The sequence below is a fragment of the Pedobacter indicus genome (assembly GCF_003449035.1).
GTDB lineage: Bacteria > Bacteroidota > Bacteroidia > Sphingobacteriales > Sphingobacteriaceae > Albibacterium > Albibacterium indicum.
In genome coordinates, this window is the sequence record NZ_QRGB01000001.1 from 109,993 (window position 1) to 123,544 (window position 13,552).

The 13,552-nt window shown below is 40.1% G+C and carries 13 protein-coding genes; 2 read left to right on the forward strand and 11 right to left on the reverse strand.

Features of this window, described 5'->3' with window-relative positions; genetic code table 11:
• Positions 1-24 precede the first annotated feature (24 nt).
• Positions 25-516 carry a YajQ family cyclic di-GMP-binding protein gene (locus tag D3P12_RS00550; RefSeq protein WP_118193154.1) on the forward strand — a complete coding sequence of 164 codons (492 nt, stop codon included), beginning with the start codon at positions 25-27 and terminating at the stop codon, positions 514-516.
• Here the strand turns inward: D3P12_RS00550 and D3P12_RS00555 are convergent.
• Positions 500-1,666 (reverse strand): BaiN/RdsA family NAD(P)/FAD-dependent oxidoreductase, encoded by a 1,167-nt coding sequence (locus D3P12_RS00555; protein WP_118193155.1) that lies wholly within the window; start codon positions 1,664-1,666, stop codon positions 500-502. The two genes, D3P12_RS00550 and D3P12_RS00555, sit on opposite strands and share 17 nt — an antisense overlap.
• Before the next feature lie 82 nt (positions 1,667-1,748).
• Here D3P12_RS00555 and D3P12_RS00560 point away from each other — a divergent pair, with 82 nt between their 5' ends.
• Complete coding sequence (locus tag D3P12_RS00560; protein WP_118193156.1) at positions 1,749-2,972, forward strand: MFS transporter; 1,224 nt, start codon at positions 1,749-1,751, stop codon at positions 2,970-2,972.
• A 17-nt stretch (positions 2,973-2,989) separates the two neighbouring features.
• Here D3P12_RS00560 and D3P12_RS00565 read toward each other — a convergent pair whose 3' ends face one another.
• The 10 genes from D3P12_RS00565 to D3P12_RS00610 form a co-directional block, all read right to left on the reverse strand.
• On the reverse strand, positions 2,990-3,979 hold the full coding sequence (locus D3P12_RS00565; protein WP_118193157.1) for an NAD-dependent epimerase/dehydratase family protein: 990 nt from the start codon (positions 3,977-3,979) through the stop codon (positions 2,990-2,992).
• Complete coding sequence (locus tag D3P12_RS00570; protein WP_118193158.1) at positions 3,976-5,097, reverse strand: hypothetical protein; 1,122 nt, start codon at positions 5,095-5,097, stop codon at positions 3,976-3,978. Before D3P12_RS00570 ends, D3P12_RS00565 begins: the two co-directional genes overlap by 4 nt.
• Positions 5,094-6,299 carry a serine palmitoyltransferase gene (gene spt / locus D3P12_RS00575; protein ID WP_118193159.1) on the reverse strand — a complete coding sequence of 402 codons (1,206 nt, stop codon included), beginning with the start codon at positions 6,297-6,299 and terminating at the stop codon, positions 5,094-5,096. The genes D3P12_RS00570 and spt overlap by 4 nt, the downstream gene beginning before the upstream one ends.
• A gap of 238 nt (positions 6,300-6,537) precedes the next feature.
• On the reverse strand, positions 6,538-6,975 hold the full coding sequence (locus D3P12_RS00580) for a DoxX family protein (protein ID WP_118193160.1): 438 nt from the start codon (positions 6,973-6,975) through the stop codon (positions 6,538-6,540).
• A 76-nt stretch (positions 6,976-7,051) separates the two neighbouring features.
• Positions 7,052-7,924 carry a cysteine synthase CysM gene (cysM, locus tag D3P12_RS00585; protein WP_118193161.1) on the reverse strand — a complete coding sequence of 291 codons (873 nt, stop codon included), beginning with the start codon at positions 7,922-7,924 and terminating at the stop codon, positions 7,052-7,054.
• A 2-nt stretch (positions 7,925-7,926) separates the two neighbouring features.
• On the reverse strand, positions 7,927-8,742 hold the full coding sequence (epsC, locus tag D3P12_RS00590) for a serine O-acetyltransferase EpsC (RefSeq protein ID WP_205941044.1): 816 nt from the start codon (positions 8,740-8,742) through the stop codon (positions 7,927-7,929).
• Between the two features lie 11 nt (positions 8,743-8,753).
• Positions 8,754-10,046: a hemolysin family protein gene (locus D3P12_RS00595; protein ID WP_118193163.1), complete on the reverse strand. Its 1,293-nt coding sequence runs from the start codon at positions 10,044-10,046 to the stop codon at positions 8,754-8,756.
• A gap of 495 nt (positions 10,047-10,541) precedes the next feature.
• Positions 10,542-12,131 (reverse strand): calcineurin-like phosphoesterase C-terminal domain-containing protein, encoded by a 1,590-nt coding sequence (locus D3P12_RS00600; protein ID WP_118193164.1) that lies wholly within the window; start codon positions 12,129-12,131, stop codon positions 10,542-10,544.
• A gap of 144 nt (positions 12,132-12,275) precedes the next feature.
• Positions 12,276-12,755 (reverse strand): DUF4920 domain-containing protein, encoded by a 480-nt coding sequence (locus D3P12_RS00605; RefSeq protein WP_245977356.1) that lies wholly within the window; start codon positions 12,753-12,755, stop codon positions 12,276-12,278.
• A gap of 33 nt (positions 12,756-12,788) precedes the next feature.
• Positions 12,789-13,499: a GDSL-type esterase/lipase family protein gene (locus tag D3P12_RS00610; RefSeq protein ID WP_157970232.1), complete on the reverse strand. Its 711-nt coding sequence runs from the start codon at positions 13,497-13,499 to the stop codon at positions 12,789-12,791.
• Positions 13,500-13,552: the final 53 nt, after the last annotated feature.

Below are 13,552 nucleotides of genomic sequence, written 5' to 3' on the forward strand. Positions count from 1 at the left end.
ATTCTAATATTTAACAAAAGAAATATGCCATCTTTCGATATTGTCAGTAAAATTGACGGACAAACACTTGACAACGCTGTTAATAATGCCAAAAAAGAGATTTTAAACAGATATGACTTTCAAACTTCAAAAAGTACCATCGATCTTGATAAGAAAAGCAATATAATCACAATTGTGACTGAAGATGATATGCGTTTGAAGGCCATCACAGACTCGATCATATCAAGAATGCTTAAACAAAAGCTTGATCCTAAAAGTTTAGACTTCGGAAAAGAGACCATCGCTTCGGGCAATATGATCAGAAAAGAAGTTAAAGTTCAAGAAGGGATAGATAAGGAAACCGCTAAAAAAATCGTCGCGAAGATTAAAGAGAGTAAGATCAAAGCTCAAGCTTCAATTATGGAAGATCAAGTAAGGGTGCAGAGCAAGAACATTGATGACTTGCAAAAAGTAATTGCCTTATGTCGGGCAGAAGACTTCGGACAGCCTCTGCAATATATCAATATGAGGAATTAGACGTCCCCTTCCTTGCGGCAAAATGACCAGTGGCGAAACATGCCTGCAGCAAATATCCGCCTGTAGGCGCGTCCCAGTCGAGCATTTCCCCACAACATTGTATACTAGGGAATTTTTTCAGCGAGAGATCGTCGTTTAGTTCATTCCAAGAAACACCACCGTAGGTTGAAATCACTTCTTCGATTGGCCGAAAACCTTTTAGCTCAAGAGGAAAATTTTTGATGGCTAGGGCAAGCTTCCCAGGGTTGGTGTAGACACTTTTGTCAAGTGTCCTTAACAACTCCCTTTTTGTTGGCTCCAACCGAAGCTTTCGCTTTAAAACATCTGCTATCTTATCGCCTTCAAACTTTGATCTTATGTGCGCTTCGGTAAAAGAAGGTTTCAAATCGACATATAGTGTTTGTGGGAACGCCTCTGTACGAACGAAACGATTCATATAATATATCGCAGCCCCCTCAATACCATAATCAGTAAAAACGAGTTCACCAGACTTTTCTGCCTGTACATTAAAAACTCGTATATTTTTGAGAGGTTGTCCAGCCAGCTGCGGGTATTTTACAGACAATTCAAATCCTGAATTCGAGGGGCCAATCGCGGTCACAGATATATCTTTTCTCTGGAATAGACTAAGCCACTCGCCATCTGAGCCAGTTTTCGGCCAACTTTTACCTCCAAGCGCTAGTACCGCATGATTGTAAGTAATTTCTTCTGTTCTCACATCGGTTGTGAAAATTAATTTTTGAGAATCAAAGTCAATTAAGCGATAACCGAACCTGAATTCAACTCCTAAACCACTCAACATATGCAACCATCGTTGTAAAACTTCAATTGGCTTGATTCCTTTCCTGGGAAATATCTTCCCTGAAGAGCCTATGTAAGTCGGCACACCAATTGACTGCAGCCAATCCACCGTGTCTTGATTGGTAAAAATTTTTACAATTTCTTTAATTCTTTTTGCATCGTACCGACTTATAAAATCAGTAGTTGGCTCTGAATGACTCAGATTAAAACCGCCGTGACCGGCTACGAGAAACTTTCGTGCAGCGGCTGGCTTATGATCATAAACAACAACACTCTTACCTTGCAAAGCATATTGCTGTGCAGCCATTAGACCAGCCGGACCGGCACCAATAATATGGATAACTCCCATGAAACGAAAATACGATCATTTTATATCTTTCCCGTTATAATTGAACCCAATGCTTTTAATTTTCGTATTTTTGCACCTATAGATGCAAATCTTCCGATCCCTTAAATATCACAATTACAGACTTTTCTTTACCGGACAATCGATCTCATTGATCGGGACCTGGATGCAACGAGTTGCTATCAGTTGGTTGGTTTACCGTTTGACCGGATCACCTTTTATTTTAGGTCTAATTACTTTTGCCAGCTTAATACCCTCACTAGTCCTTGCTCCTTTCGCCGGTAGCTTAGTAGATCGCTATAATAAGTTTCATATTTTTATTTCTACCCAAATTGTCTTGATGCTGCAAGCCGGAACCTTGGCTCTCATGGTTTGGTTAGACTATTACAATATTGTATGGATCGGTGTGTTAAGTCTCGTTCAGGGTCTCGTCAACTCATTGGATGTTACCGCTCGGCAGTCGCTCGTTGTCAACTTTGTTGAAAAGAAAGAAGACCTGCCCAATGCCATCGCATTAAACTCATCCATGTTCAACGGTGCCCGATTGATCGGCCCGGCTTTAGCGGGCATGATCCTAAGTGCATTTGGAGAGAATATTTGCTTTTTTCTTAATTTCTTGACATATATAGCCGTATTGGTTTGCTTATCACTTATGAAGATCAAGCTAAATCCAACTAAGAAATCGAAAGAAAATATTTGGTTTGACTTAAAAGAGGGTTTTAACTACCTCAAACGATCTCCCAATATATTTTCACTCATCCTACTAATGGCTGCATCAAGTTTAATCATCATACCATTCACAACTTTTCTACCGGTTTTCGCTAAAGATATTTTTCATGGCGACGCGACCACCTTTAGTTGGTTTGAGAGTGCCGGTGGATTAGGTGCGCTGATTGGAGCTATTTATATGGCAACCCTTAAGTCAGCAAGAAACTTTATCAAAATTATTATCCGCTCAAGTTTTATGCTGTCACTATCAGTTCTCGGTTTGGCGCTCGCCCCTACGCTGATTATGGCACTTATCTTTACAGGAACAGCTGCATTGGGCCTGATGTCTCAAAACTCTTCAATTAACACATACCTACAAACCCACACACCTGATAATATGCGAGGAAGAACCATGAGCTATTATATCATGGCGTTTCAAGGTGTTCTGCCTATTGGAACACTTATAATGGGTTACCTGGCCCATCAGATCGGGACGATTACAGTCGTTGCTATGGAGGGGCTTGCAGGTATCCTCATCATGACGAGCTTTATTTTGTACCGCAGAAATAGATTTAAAAATATAAAAGAGCAGTTGGGCTAAAGAGAATGCATAGAATATTATAACCAATGATTGCGTTGATACCAGTCGATTGTTTCCTCTAAACCCAAACCGAGATTGTACCGGGGTGTGAAGCCAAAATCTCTTTGCAAAGCGCTGATATCACATGCCCAATTGACCGCAGTCAATTCATTGATCTTTTCCTTATTTAGCACGGGTGTCGCATCTCGGTTAATATATATCCGCTCCAATAAAGAGGCAAATAGACTGACACCTTTAAATGGTAGATGGAGGCGGATGGCTTTTTTCTTCAGTAATTGCTTAACGGTATCAGCCAACGCATAACGATCGTAAACCTCCCCGTCAGAGATATTATAAAAAGGCTGAAGTCCCCGTTTCTTTAATGAACTGAAAATTACGCTTACCAGGTCTTTAACATAGATAAAACTCAATTGCTGATCAAGCTTCCCAATATAGGGGTCTAAACCACGATTGATACTTTTAATCAGAACAAACAAGTCTCGTTCGCGAGGACCATAGACGGCAGTTGGTCGAAAACCAATCAGAGGCAGATCAGGAATATCTGAAAGATACTGTTCCGCTAACAACTTGCTGGCGCCATAAGCAGTAACAGGCCTGGGCTCTGAATCGTTATAAATTAAACCGTCAAGATTCTTCAAAGGACCTAGAGCAGCGAGGCTGCTCACCAATACAAACTTTTTTAATGTCCTCTGGATCTTCAATGTAGCTAAGGCTAAATTCCTACTGGCTTCCGCATTAATGAGATTATAAACGGTCTGACTCTTTGCTTTTGTAACGCCTGCCGCGTGGATGATGTAGTCGGGGGCGATTCTTTCTAGCTCTTTCGTCAAGGAATACTCCGAAGTATAATCTAAATACACGTAACGAAGAGCCAAGTCTTTTAAATGATCAACTGCACTGCTTTTCCTGACCCCCGCATAAACCTCATAACCTTGTGATATTGCTTCAGTGACAAGGTGATAACCGACAAACCCACTCGCACCAGTTATGAGTATCTTTTCTTTCATATCGGCTTGGTCAAAATTCGATAAGTGCGGTAAGGAACACCTTTAATACGCTCGATCGCTTTGTTGATCAGGTCATTGTCCTCTAAGGTCCATGAAGCCTCCGCATACTCTAGCCCCTTCTCTTGAAAGGCCTTAATGATCATTCCATATAGGCTCACTTCAATTCCCATTTTTCGATAACCATCGATTACCCCTAATACCATAATTCGAATCCCTTTAACTTTTTTCTTTATCGATAGAAGCTTTAAAAATCCAAAAGGAAAGAGCCGTCCGCGCTTTATAGTTTTTAAGATTGGATTAATATCCGGTACTGCTAGGGCAAAAGCGACTAATTTGCCATTCTTTTCGGCAACTAAGCAAAAGTCTGGATCTAAAATTAATTTTAGGTCTTTGGCCATATGATCAAACTCGCTATCTGTCATGGGTACGAAACCCAAGTTATGATCCCATGCCTGATTGTATACATCCTTCAAAGCACGTGCTTCTTCTTTGAAGTTTTTCATATCGATTTTACGTACATGAACGCCATTTCGAGCTAAGCGATTTTTAAGTCCTGTAAGGAGGCTGACTGACCTGTCATCATAATCATTACCATCATAATAATAGGCTCTCAAATCAACCTTTTTTTGAAAGCCATATTGTTCAAGTAAATCTAAGTAATAAGGGAAGTTATAGGGCATCATTACCCTCGGCATACCATCAAAGCCCTTAACCAGAAGTCCACAAGTTTCATTGGTAGAGAAATTTGTTGGTCCCGTCATTGATTCCATGCCTGCCTCGCGCAGCCACATCATGGCTGTATCCAGCAGTGCATTAGCCACTTCTTGATCATTGATACAATCAAAAAAGCCAAAAAAACCTTCCTTTAGTTGATAAACTCGATTATAGTTATTGTTGTTAATTGCGGCAATCCGACCAACAATAACTTCTCCATCATATGCCAGGAAGAGCTTTACGTCTGAATGTTCATGAAATGGATGTTTGCCCGGTGTCAACATATCCCGTTGAGCTATGAACAGCTCGGGGACATAATAGGGATCATCTTTATATAGTTCATGCGGAAAATCGATAAAAGACTTTAACGCCCCTTTACCGTCGACTGGCACTGTCCTGATCATATTGCGATAGTAACAGGGTCTCCCTGAACGAGTTTATAGGCATCTGCGATTTTCTCTACAGCTTCATCTATCTGCTTAAAGGTATGAGTCGCCATCAGCGAGAAGCGGATAAGCGAATCTTCTGACGCGACAGCCGGCGATACAACTGGGTTAACAAAAACCCCGTTATTGTGTAAAATATTCGTCATCCGGAATGTCTTATCGTTATCTCGGATATAAATTGGGAGAATTGGGCTTTCTGAGTTTCCAATATCCAGACCAGCTTCTTTCAGTAAGCGAGTAGCATAATACGTGTTATCCCATAATTTTTTTATACGCTCTGGTTCGGATTCAATTATCTCCAATGCCGCCAAAACACTAGCAACCGATGCCGGCGGCATACTGGCACTAAACATCAATGATCTGGCACGATGTTTTATGAACTCAATAGCTGATTCGGTTCCGGCCACGAATCCGCCTAAGGAAGCGAGGGATTTACTGAATGTGCCCATAATAAGGTCCACCTCGTCGTCCAATCCATAATGAGATGCGGTACCGGCACCTTGGTGACCAATAACACCCAAGCTATGAGCATCATCAATCATAATATTAACACCAAATTCATCACTTAATTCGACAATCTCAGGAAGTTTCACCAGGTCACCTTCCATACTAAAAATACCATCTACGACAATAAGCTTTGCAGCATCCACCGGAAGGCGACTAAGTTTGCTCCGCAAGTCCTCCATGTTGTTATGGTCGTATTTTAATGTTTTTGAAAAAGAAAGCCTACTGCCATCAATAATAGAAGCATGATTAGACTCATCAAGAATTAAATAATCATTCCGATCTAGAAGACACGATATTACCCCCAAGTTGACCTGAAAGCCCGTGCTGAAGAGTACCGCTGCCTCCTTATTAACATATTTTGCCAATCGGTTTTCGAGTTCCAAATGAATATCAAGAGTTCCGTTCAGAAACCTTGAACCCGCACATCCTGTGCCGTATTTGTCAATCGCTGCTTTCGATGCTTCCTTAATCTTCGGATGATTTGTTAAGCCCAAATAGGAATTTGATCCAAACATGAGCACCTTTTTGCCGTTGATTATAACTTCTGTATCTTGAGCAGATTCTATCGACCGGAAATAAGGATAAATTCCTTTTTTCTTAATAACGTCTGCATCTTTAAAGGCTGCTATCCGTTCGTATAACTTTTTACCCATGTTAAATTTCTTAATACTTGTTAATGTATATTGTTACCTTTATGATGAGAATACCTTATTATTACTAGACTAAGTGTAAATTTTTATTAACAGTAATTTAATATTTAGGTGTTTTACAGGGGTATATCTCTCTTGAAATCCCCAACCCATAAAAACACAAAACACTCATTACCATTACATTAAAAAGAATTAATACAATAATCCCACCTTGTAACAGTTCAGTATAACAAAAACTGTACTAAAAACTTCTGCGACGTTTTATTAATCCGTCTGTCGAGTACGATCCAGAGCCCATAACCAAGAAAAGAATCAGCAGGAACAATACCAGAACAGATATCCACAATTCTGAATTAAGGTATGAAAGACCTTGGGTAATGTTAACGAAGAAAACGGCACCAATTAGTATCGGGAGTTGAAAAATGATAAAGATTCGCGTCAACAGACCAAATGCAATGAAAATACCACCGACCAAATGAGCAAAAGCTACATAGTGAACAATAGCCCAAGCGTTCGGCTGAAAACTGGTATTCTCTAAAACCCGTAAAACTGAATTGGTATCAGCAATAAACTGGACACCTTTTACAAAAATAAATATTCCGAGAGCGATTCGTAGAACGTCCAACCATTGTGGATGATGGGTATCACCCCAGTATTCCACCTTTTGAATTAAGTTCATAATATACCTCCTTTCAGGATGTTATATTAAAGTTACCGATATAAAATCCAAAAAAGAAAAATATTTTTCTTAATAACTAAGTAAAGAGATCACTACTCAAATAACGGTCTCCCCGATCGCATGCTATAAAAACAACAACACCTTCTTTTAATTCAGAGGCTATTTTTAATGCAACTGCACAAGCCCCTCCACTGCTCATTCCAACGAAAATACCCTCATGTTTTGCTAATTTCCTTGCTGTCTCAGCTGCTTCTACCTCAGAAACATCCATTGTTCTATCAACACGGGACGGATCAAATATTTTTGGCAAATACTCTTCCGGCCATCGTCTTATACCGGGTATGGACGACTCTTCAGTTGGTTGACAACCGATAATTTGAATTTCATTTTTTTGTTCTTTAAAAAACCTCGAACAACCCATAATAGTTCCCGTCGTACCCATTGAGCTTACAAAGTGGGTGATCTCCCCATCCGTATCCCGCCAAATTTCGGGTCCGGTTGTTTGGTAATGAGCTAAATAGTTATCATTATTAGCAAATTGATTCAGCAAAAAATAATCCTCTGTTTGACCTTTCTCTTCAGCATAATCACGACAATCCTCAATCGAGTCCAGCAAGGTTACCTTTGCCCCAAAAGCTTGCATGGTCAAGGTTCGTTCTCTAGTAGAACTTTCTGGCATAACCAATTCGATTTCCAACCCGTAGATGCCAGCCATCATCGCTAATGCGATTCCCGTATTCCCGCTGGTCGCTTCAATCAAGCGAGTTCCTTTTTTAATATCACCCCGCTCTATGGCACTTCGAATCATATTTAGGGCAGCACGGTCTTTGACACTGCCACCCGGATTTGATCCTTCTAATTTTACCAAAACACGCACATTAGAGTTACTATTCAGTCGTTTTAATTCTACGAGCGGCGTATTCCCTATGGTATCAATTATAGTTTTCATCACTATGTCTTGCTTTTTGCTTCTATTACTTTGATTGTTGGCTGATGATATACCGTAGCATACGGAGGGACACTTCGCGTAAGCCATACGTTACCTCCAATTGTACAATGCTTACCAATGATTGTTTCTCCGCCTAAGATAGTCGCACCGGCGTATAACACCACGTGGTCCTCAATCGTTGGATGGCGCTTTACATCAACCATTAACTTATCAACGCTAAGAGCACCCAAGGTCACACCTTGGTAAATCTTAACATGGTTCCCGATAATAGTTGTCTCACCGATAACGACTCCAGTTCCATGATCTATACAAAGATAATCACCGATTGTAGCGCCAGGATGAATGTCTATTCCGGTTTTGGAGTGAGCCAGCTCCGTTAAAAGTCGCGGAATTAAAGGTACATCAAGTTTAAACAGTGCATTTGCAATTCTATAAAACGCTATCGCAATAAAACCCGGATAAGCGCGAATGATCTCAAAGGTATTCTTTGCTGCCGGATCCCCCTGCTGTATAGCGGTAATATCCGTATTCATTTTCCGATAGATCTCCGGAAAATCATCAAAAAACACCTTGGCCACCACTTCATTGTTACAGTCGTCACACGCCTTCGTAACATCCAGTATCCTGACAAGTTCCTTTTCTAGTCTCGTAAAGTGATCCTTCACTTCTTCCAGAGTGGAGAACGCCCCTTCTGAGCGCTCCGGAAAAGCAAAGTTAAGCACATCATTGATCCATTTCTCGATCACAGCATTAGACGAAACTGTTTCGTGCAGCTTTTGCTTTTTAAAAATATGAAGATAAAACTCTTCTGTACTCATGTTCATTGTATTTATTCATCTGACTCCGGTTCGATCATGGCCCCCAGAATGAGGAGTTTGTCTATTCGCAAGCCATCCATATCAACAATCTCAATCTTCAACCCTTCTATATCAACTTTCTCGCCAGTAGTAGGAATAGCGCGAAGCTTATGGAGGATGAAACCCGATATTGTAGTGTATTTAGAATGATCCTCTTCGATCAGCTCTCTTCCGAAGAACTGATTTATGGCCAACACCGATGTCTTCCCATCAACTAAGAACGTCCCGTCACTTCTTTCCAAGATACTGGTTTCCTCATCTTCATCCGGAAGATCTCCAACAATAGCCTCAAATAAATCATGTATCGTTACAATTCCAACCACACCACCATATTCGTCGACCACAATAGCTATATACTGCTTCTCCGCTTTAAATGTATTTAAGATATTAAACGACGCTGTATTCTGAGAAATAATGATTGGCTTACGGAGAATAGATTGTATATCGAAGTTTTCTGTTCTAAAATTTTCAAGAAAATCTTTGATATAGACAACCCCCTTTATGTTGTCTATCGAGCCCTCTGAAACGATAAATTTTGAATGCACACTTTCTTTAACCTGATCAAAAATATCATCAGCGCTATCCTCTGAATTGATCCATTCTAATTCAGACCGGTGCGTCAGCATAGACTTGGCAGTCTGATCAGTAAACATAAAGAGGTTTTGGTGCACCTGGGTCTCTTCGTTTTCTAACACCCCCTGACTATGGGCAGTTTTGAGCATAAATCTAAGTTCATCCTCACTGATTTTCTCTCCATTTTTTTCTTTTATACCAAACAACTTGATAATTAAAGCAGTAGAAAAAGAAAGAAGCTTGACAAAAGGATACGCAATAAAGGTGAAGTACCGTATGATCGGTACAGCAAATAAAGCGATTGGCTCCGCGTTGTTCATTGCGATTGTTTTCGGGACCAGCTCACCGATTACAATAGAGACATAGGTGATTCCACCAATGACAATCACCATAGCAACCGTGTTCACCGAATCTCCTAAAAAGGAGAAACGAGAAAGATATGCGGCCATATCGCCTGTTAGAGCTGCCCCTCCATATGCACCCGATATAATCCCGATAAGCGTAATACCCACCTGAACCGACGACAGGAAGTTTTCTGGATTTTTTAGAAGTTTCAATACCATTGCGGCTCGTCGGTTACCTTGCGCGGCAAGGTGTTCAAATTTTCCTTTTTTTACTGAAACTAAAGCAATTTCTGACAACGCAAAAAAACCATTCAATAATATTAAGATTAAAATAATCAGTATTTCCATCTACGGTAAGCCAAATTTTGCGTTTCGAGGTATTATCTCCATGCTGTTCAAGAGAAGTAAAGTTAATGATTGTTTTGCATATTTAAGAGTTTCTTTTCCCACCGGCTTTTGTTCTTCGTTGATTTTTCCAAACCTCCAGTTTAGCGATACTCTATTTTTTTCGCGTAAAAGGTCGGCTTACTCATTAATGGTTTTTATAATACCAATTTCACCTAAAATACAGACCCTTCAAAGATAAATAATTTCATACTCGGTTAGAATTTGTATTAGATGCTCCCGTTCTGAACCCGTAGTGCTCCCGTTGCCAACCCGTATAACAGCCTGTTTGATCGAGTTCACTACGATATAAGATCGCGATCAATACGTGTTATAGTAAAACAAGGTATTTCGAATCCAGGGTCAGTTATCTTTAAAAAAAAAGAGGGTGTCCAAAAAGGGCACCCTCTTTTTTTCCTAAAAGACCTTTTTTAGATATTTTGTTGTTTATTTTATCAGCTATTGAACTGGTTCCTCCACTTTGAATGTTTTTTCTTCTGTGAAGACGTTTCCGAACATATCCGTTGCCCTTATCTCTATTTTATGCGAGCCTACAGGCAATGTTCTGGCAGGAATGTTTCCACGCCATAGATGTGTACTTACAACAGCATTTGATGGACGGCGACCTTTCATCAACTTGTCAGTCAAATCCCACTTATATAGATGAGACACATAATTTGGATCCGTATCTTCTACGTATGACATGGCTGCCCAAGCACCATCTCCAATACGATATTCAACTTTATCTCCTTTTCTTCCCATAAAGAAGTTAACGTAGATACCAGCAGAAGTGTTTCTTCCCTGCGCTACCACCTTCGGACTAAAGATCTCCATTTGATAGTCTTTCGCTTTACCTGCAACTTTATAGTCAATCTTATATTGGTTGCCATCGATCGTTAAGAAAGCGTATCCTTTTGGAGTGCCATCTCGCATGGTAGAAGAAGGAACGCCTTGCTCGTTAAATTCACCTGAATACCAATCGCCAGAAGTCGTCCCTGCATTGTATTCATGATGGGGTACTTCTTGCTGCCACCCATCTTCCTTGCCGTAAAAGTTATGACGTTGGAGGTGTGTATGTGCTGACATGGACAATGTATTCGGGTAATCTTTTAGGATATCGAATAAACGCTGGCGATCTGCTAATCTGAATGGGCCGTCTGGCAAGTTCCCTTCGCTTAATAAAGGGATATGGAAGGCTAATACAATCAACTTGTTCTTATCAACAAACTTTAAATTATTTTCAACAAAATCAAGCTGATCCTTCCTGAATCCCCCCCAATAACCCTGATTATCACGTGGATCAGGATAAAGGATATCATCTAAAACAATGAAGTGTGCATTCCCGTAGTTAAACGAATAGTTCGCCGGGCCGAAATTAGCTTCATAGGTTTCATCTGATAATGAATCTGTGGTAGCATCGTAATTCATATCATGGTTTCCCATTAGATTATACCAAGGGATTCCTACTCTACTTACCGCTTGGATATAAGGGTTATGAAGAACCAAATCATCTCCTACAAGATCACCAAGGCTTAAGCCAAAGCTTATATTCTCGACACCCTCCAATTCAGCGACTATTCCTTTAGCAAAGTATTCTACTTCATCTAGATTATATGCTTGAGGGTCACCAAAAATCAACGAGGTAAAGGATGTTGGCTCATCGTAAGCTACCAAAGCAAAGTCAACAGATTTAGGCAATTTCCCTGTCGGCTCAGTTCCTTTATATTTAAAATCGGCAGGTGAGCCAAGGGGCTTATGGATATAATAATACAGTGGTTGATTGGCTTCATTTAACGGCACTTTATAACCGCTTGGTTTAATAACGAATAGGATATTGTCGTTACCCACGGGCAGTTCGTAATAACCTTTACTGTCTGTCTGGACGACTTCTACTCCGTTGCTAACGGACACGCCCGCGATGCCTTTTTCCCTGCGCTCCTTTTTATTATTTCCATTGCTATCTTCATAGACATAACCCTTAGCGACTGTCTGTCCGACGGCATGGGAATAGATTAAAAGTGTGACTAAAATTGATAAAATTGCTTTCATAATTTTTATATTTTTAAATGCACAAAACTACTTTTATCCTATTAGCAGAACGTTAAGAAATAATTACCAAACAATCAGGACAACTCATAAAAAAAGCCTACACGTAGTGTGTAAGCTTTATATCTTTTGATAACTACAGCTTTACTACTTTAATACTTTGACACCGGTAGCGATGATCTCAATAGTTCTCTTCGGTTCCTGAATAGCAGCAATTTCTTCACTGCTCTTGCCTGCATCTTCGGCCCAATGTTGTAATTGCTTAACGGAGTGCTCGGTCACCTTTGCATCTCCCTCAACGGCAACAGTTTTGCCTACGATGTCTTGAGGCATAAAGAAACCATAGTCTTTAAAGCGGACAGTAATGAGCTCACCCGTTTTATCGTCAGTCAATTTCATAAAGCACCCCTTCTTTGTACATACTTCAACTATGTCGCCAGTCACTGAGCCGGTGTAAACAGAGTCTTTGTTAAGTTTTTTCTCCAATTTAGTGACAGTTAGATGCTTACTAGCATTAACCCCTTCTCCATATTCTACACCTGGCTGCGCAGAGGGGATATCTTTTTGTGCGAAGATGCATGTTGTAATCAGCAAAGCAGCTCCTAGTAATGTTATTTTTTTCATCATAACAAATATAGTATTTTCAATTAGGAATTGATTTTATTCCAAATGAGGCCTTAGTTTTTCAACCCATACATCATAGCCGGCGGGTGTCATATGAAGGCTATCTGCTAAATAATATGCTGGGTTTGGCCGTCCATTCTCCATTAACATTGGTTCGAGAATATCAACGTAGCTGGCATTCTCCATTGTATTAAGGTAATCTTCGACTAAAGTATTTGTTTTCTTAATACTGTCAATTAGGCTCCAACGACTTGGGCTTGGCTTTATAGCCAAAAAAGTAATCTTCGTCTTTGGTAATTGATGGCGTATGTCTTCAAAAAAATCTGTTAAATCATTAAATACTTTACCAGTTGATTTCCCTGCCGAAAGGTCATTATCCCCAACATATATTACAACTTGCTTCGGTTTATAAGGATATAAAATGCGATAGGCATAATAGTGAACTTCATCTGTTTGTGACCCTCCGAAGCCACGATTAACTGTCTCTTTGTCTGGGAAATCTTCGCTCAGACTTTTCCATCCGACAATAGATGAACTCCCCACGAAGACGATTGATCCGTTCGCGGGTCTCTGGATCTTATCGGCTTCTTCAAATACAACGATATCCTTTTCCCATTTTTCGATATTCTCAGGGATATTCTGTACAATGTTAAACTTGGATTGCGCACGTTGGACTTTGGGACTACAAGCTGCTGCAAAAACAACCAACGCAAGTACCAGAAACTTAAAAGTAGATATTAATCTCATAATATATAAGTTAGTATACATAATAGAACAAAACCCTAATTTAAAAACTTTAA

Bases quoted from the DNA above. Each gene is read 5' to 3' on its own strand.
- D3P12_RS00595 (WP_118193163.1), bottom strand. From the start codon at position 10,046: ATGGAAATACTGATTATTTTAATCTTAATATTATTGAATGGTTTTTTT.
- D3P12_RS00560 (WP_118193156.1), top strand. From the start codon at position 1,749: ATGCAAATCTTCCGATCCCTTAAATATCACAATTACAGACTTTTCTTT.
- spt (WP_118193159.1), bottom strand. From the start codon at position 6,299: ATGGGTAAAAAGTTATACGAACGGATAGCAGCCTTTAAAGATGCAGAC.
- D3P12_RS00600 (WP_118193164.1), bottom strand. From the start codon at position 12,131: ATGAAAGCAATTTTATCAATTTTAGTCACACTTTTAATCTATTCCCAT.
- epsC (WP_205941044.1), bottom strand. From the start codon at position 8,742: ATGAGTACAGAAGAGTTTTATCTTCATATTTTTAAAAAGCAAAAGCTG.
- D3P12_RS00555 (WP_118193155.1), bottom strand. From the start codon at position 1,666: ATGGGAGTTATCCATATTATTGGTGCCGGTCCGGCTGGTCTAATGGCT.
- D3P12_RS00610 (WP_157970232.1), bottom strand. From the start codon at position 13,499: ATGAGATTAATATCTACTTTTAAGTTTCTGGTACTTGCGTTGGTTGTT.
- D3P12_RS00565 (WP_118193157.1), bottom strand. From the start codon at position 3,979: ATGAAAGAAAAGATACTCATAACTGGTGCGAGTGGGTTTGTCGGTTAT.
- D3P12_RS00570 (WP_118193158.1), bottom strand. From the start codon at position 5,097: ATGATCAGGACAGTGCCAGTCGACGGTAAAGGGGCGTTAAAGTCTTTT.
- D3P12_RS00550 (WP_118193154.1), top strand. From the start codon at position 25: ATGCCATCTTTCGATATTGTCAGTAAAATTGACGGACAAACACTTGAC.
- D3P12_RS00580 (WP_118193160.1), bottom strand. From the start codon at position 6,975: ATGAACTTAATTCAAAAGGTGGAATACTGGGGTGATACCCATCATCCA.
- D3P12_RS00605 (WP_245977356.1), bottom strand. From the start codon at position 12,755: ATGATGAAAAAAATAACATTACTAGGAGCTGCTTTGCTGATTACAACA.
- cysM (WP_118193161.1), bottom strand. From the start codon at position 7,924: ATGAAAACTATAATTGATACCATAGGGAATACGCCGCTCGTAGAATTA.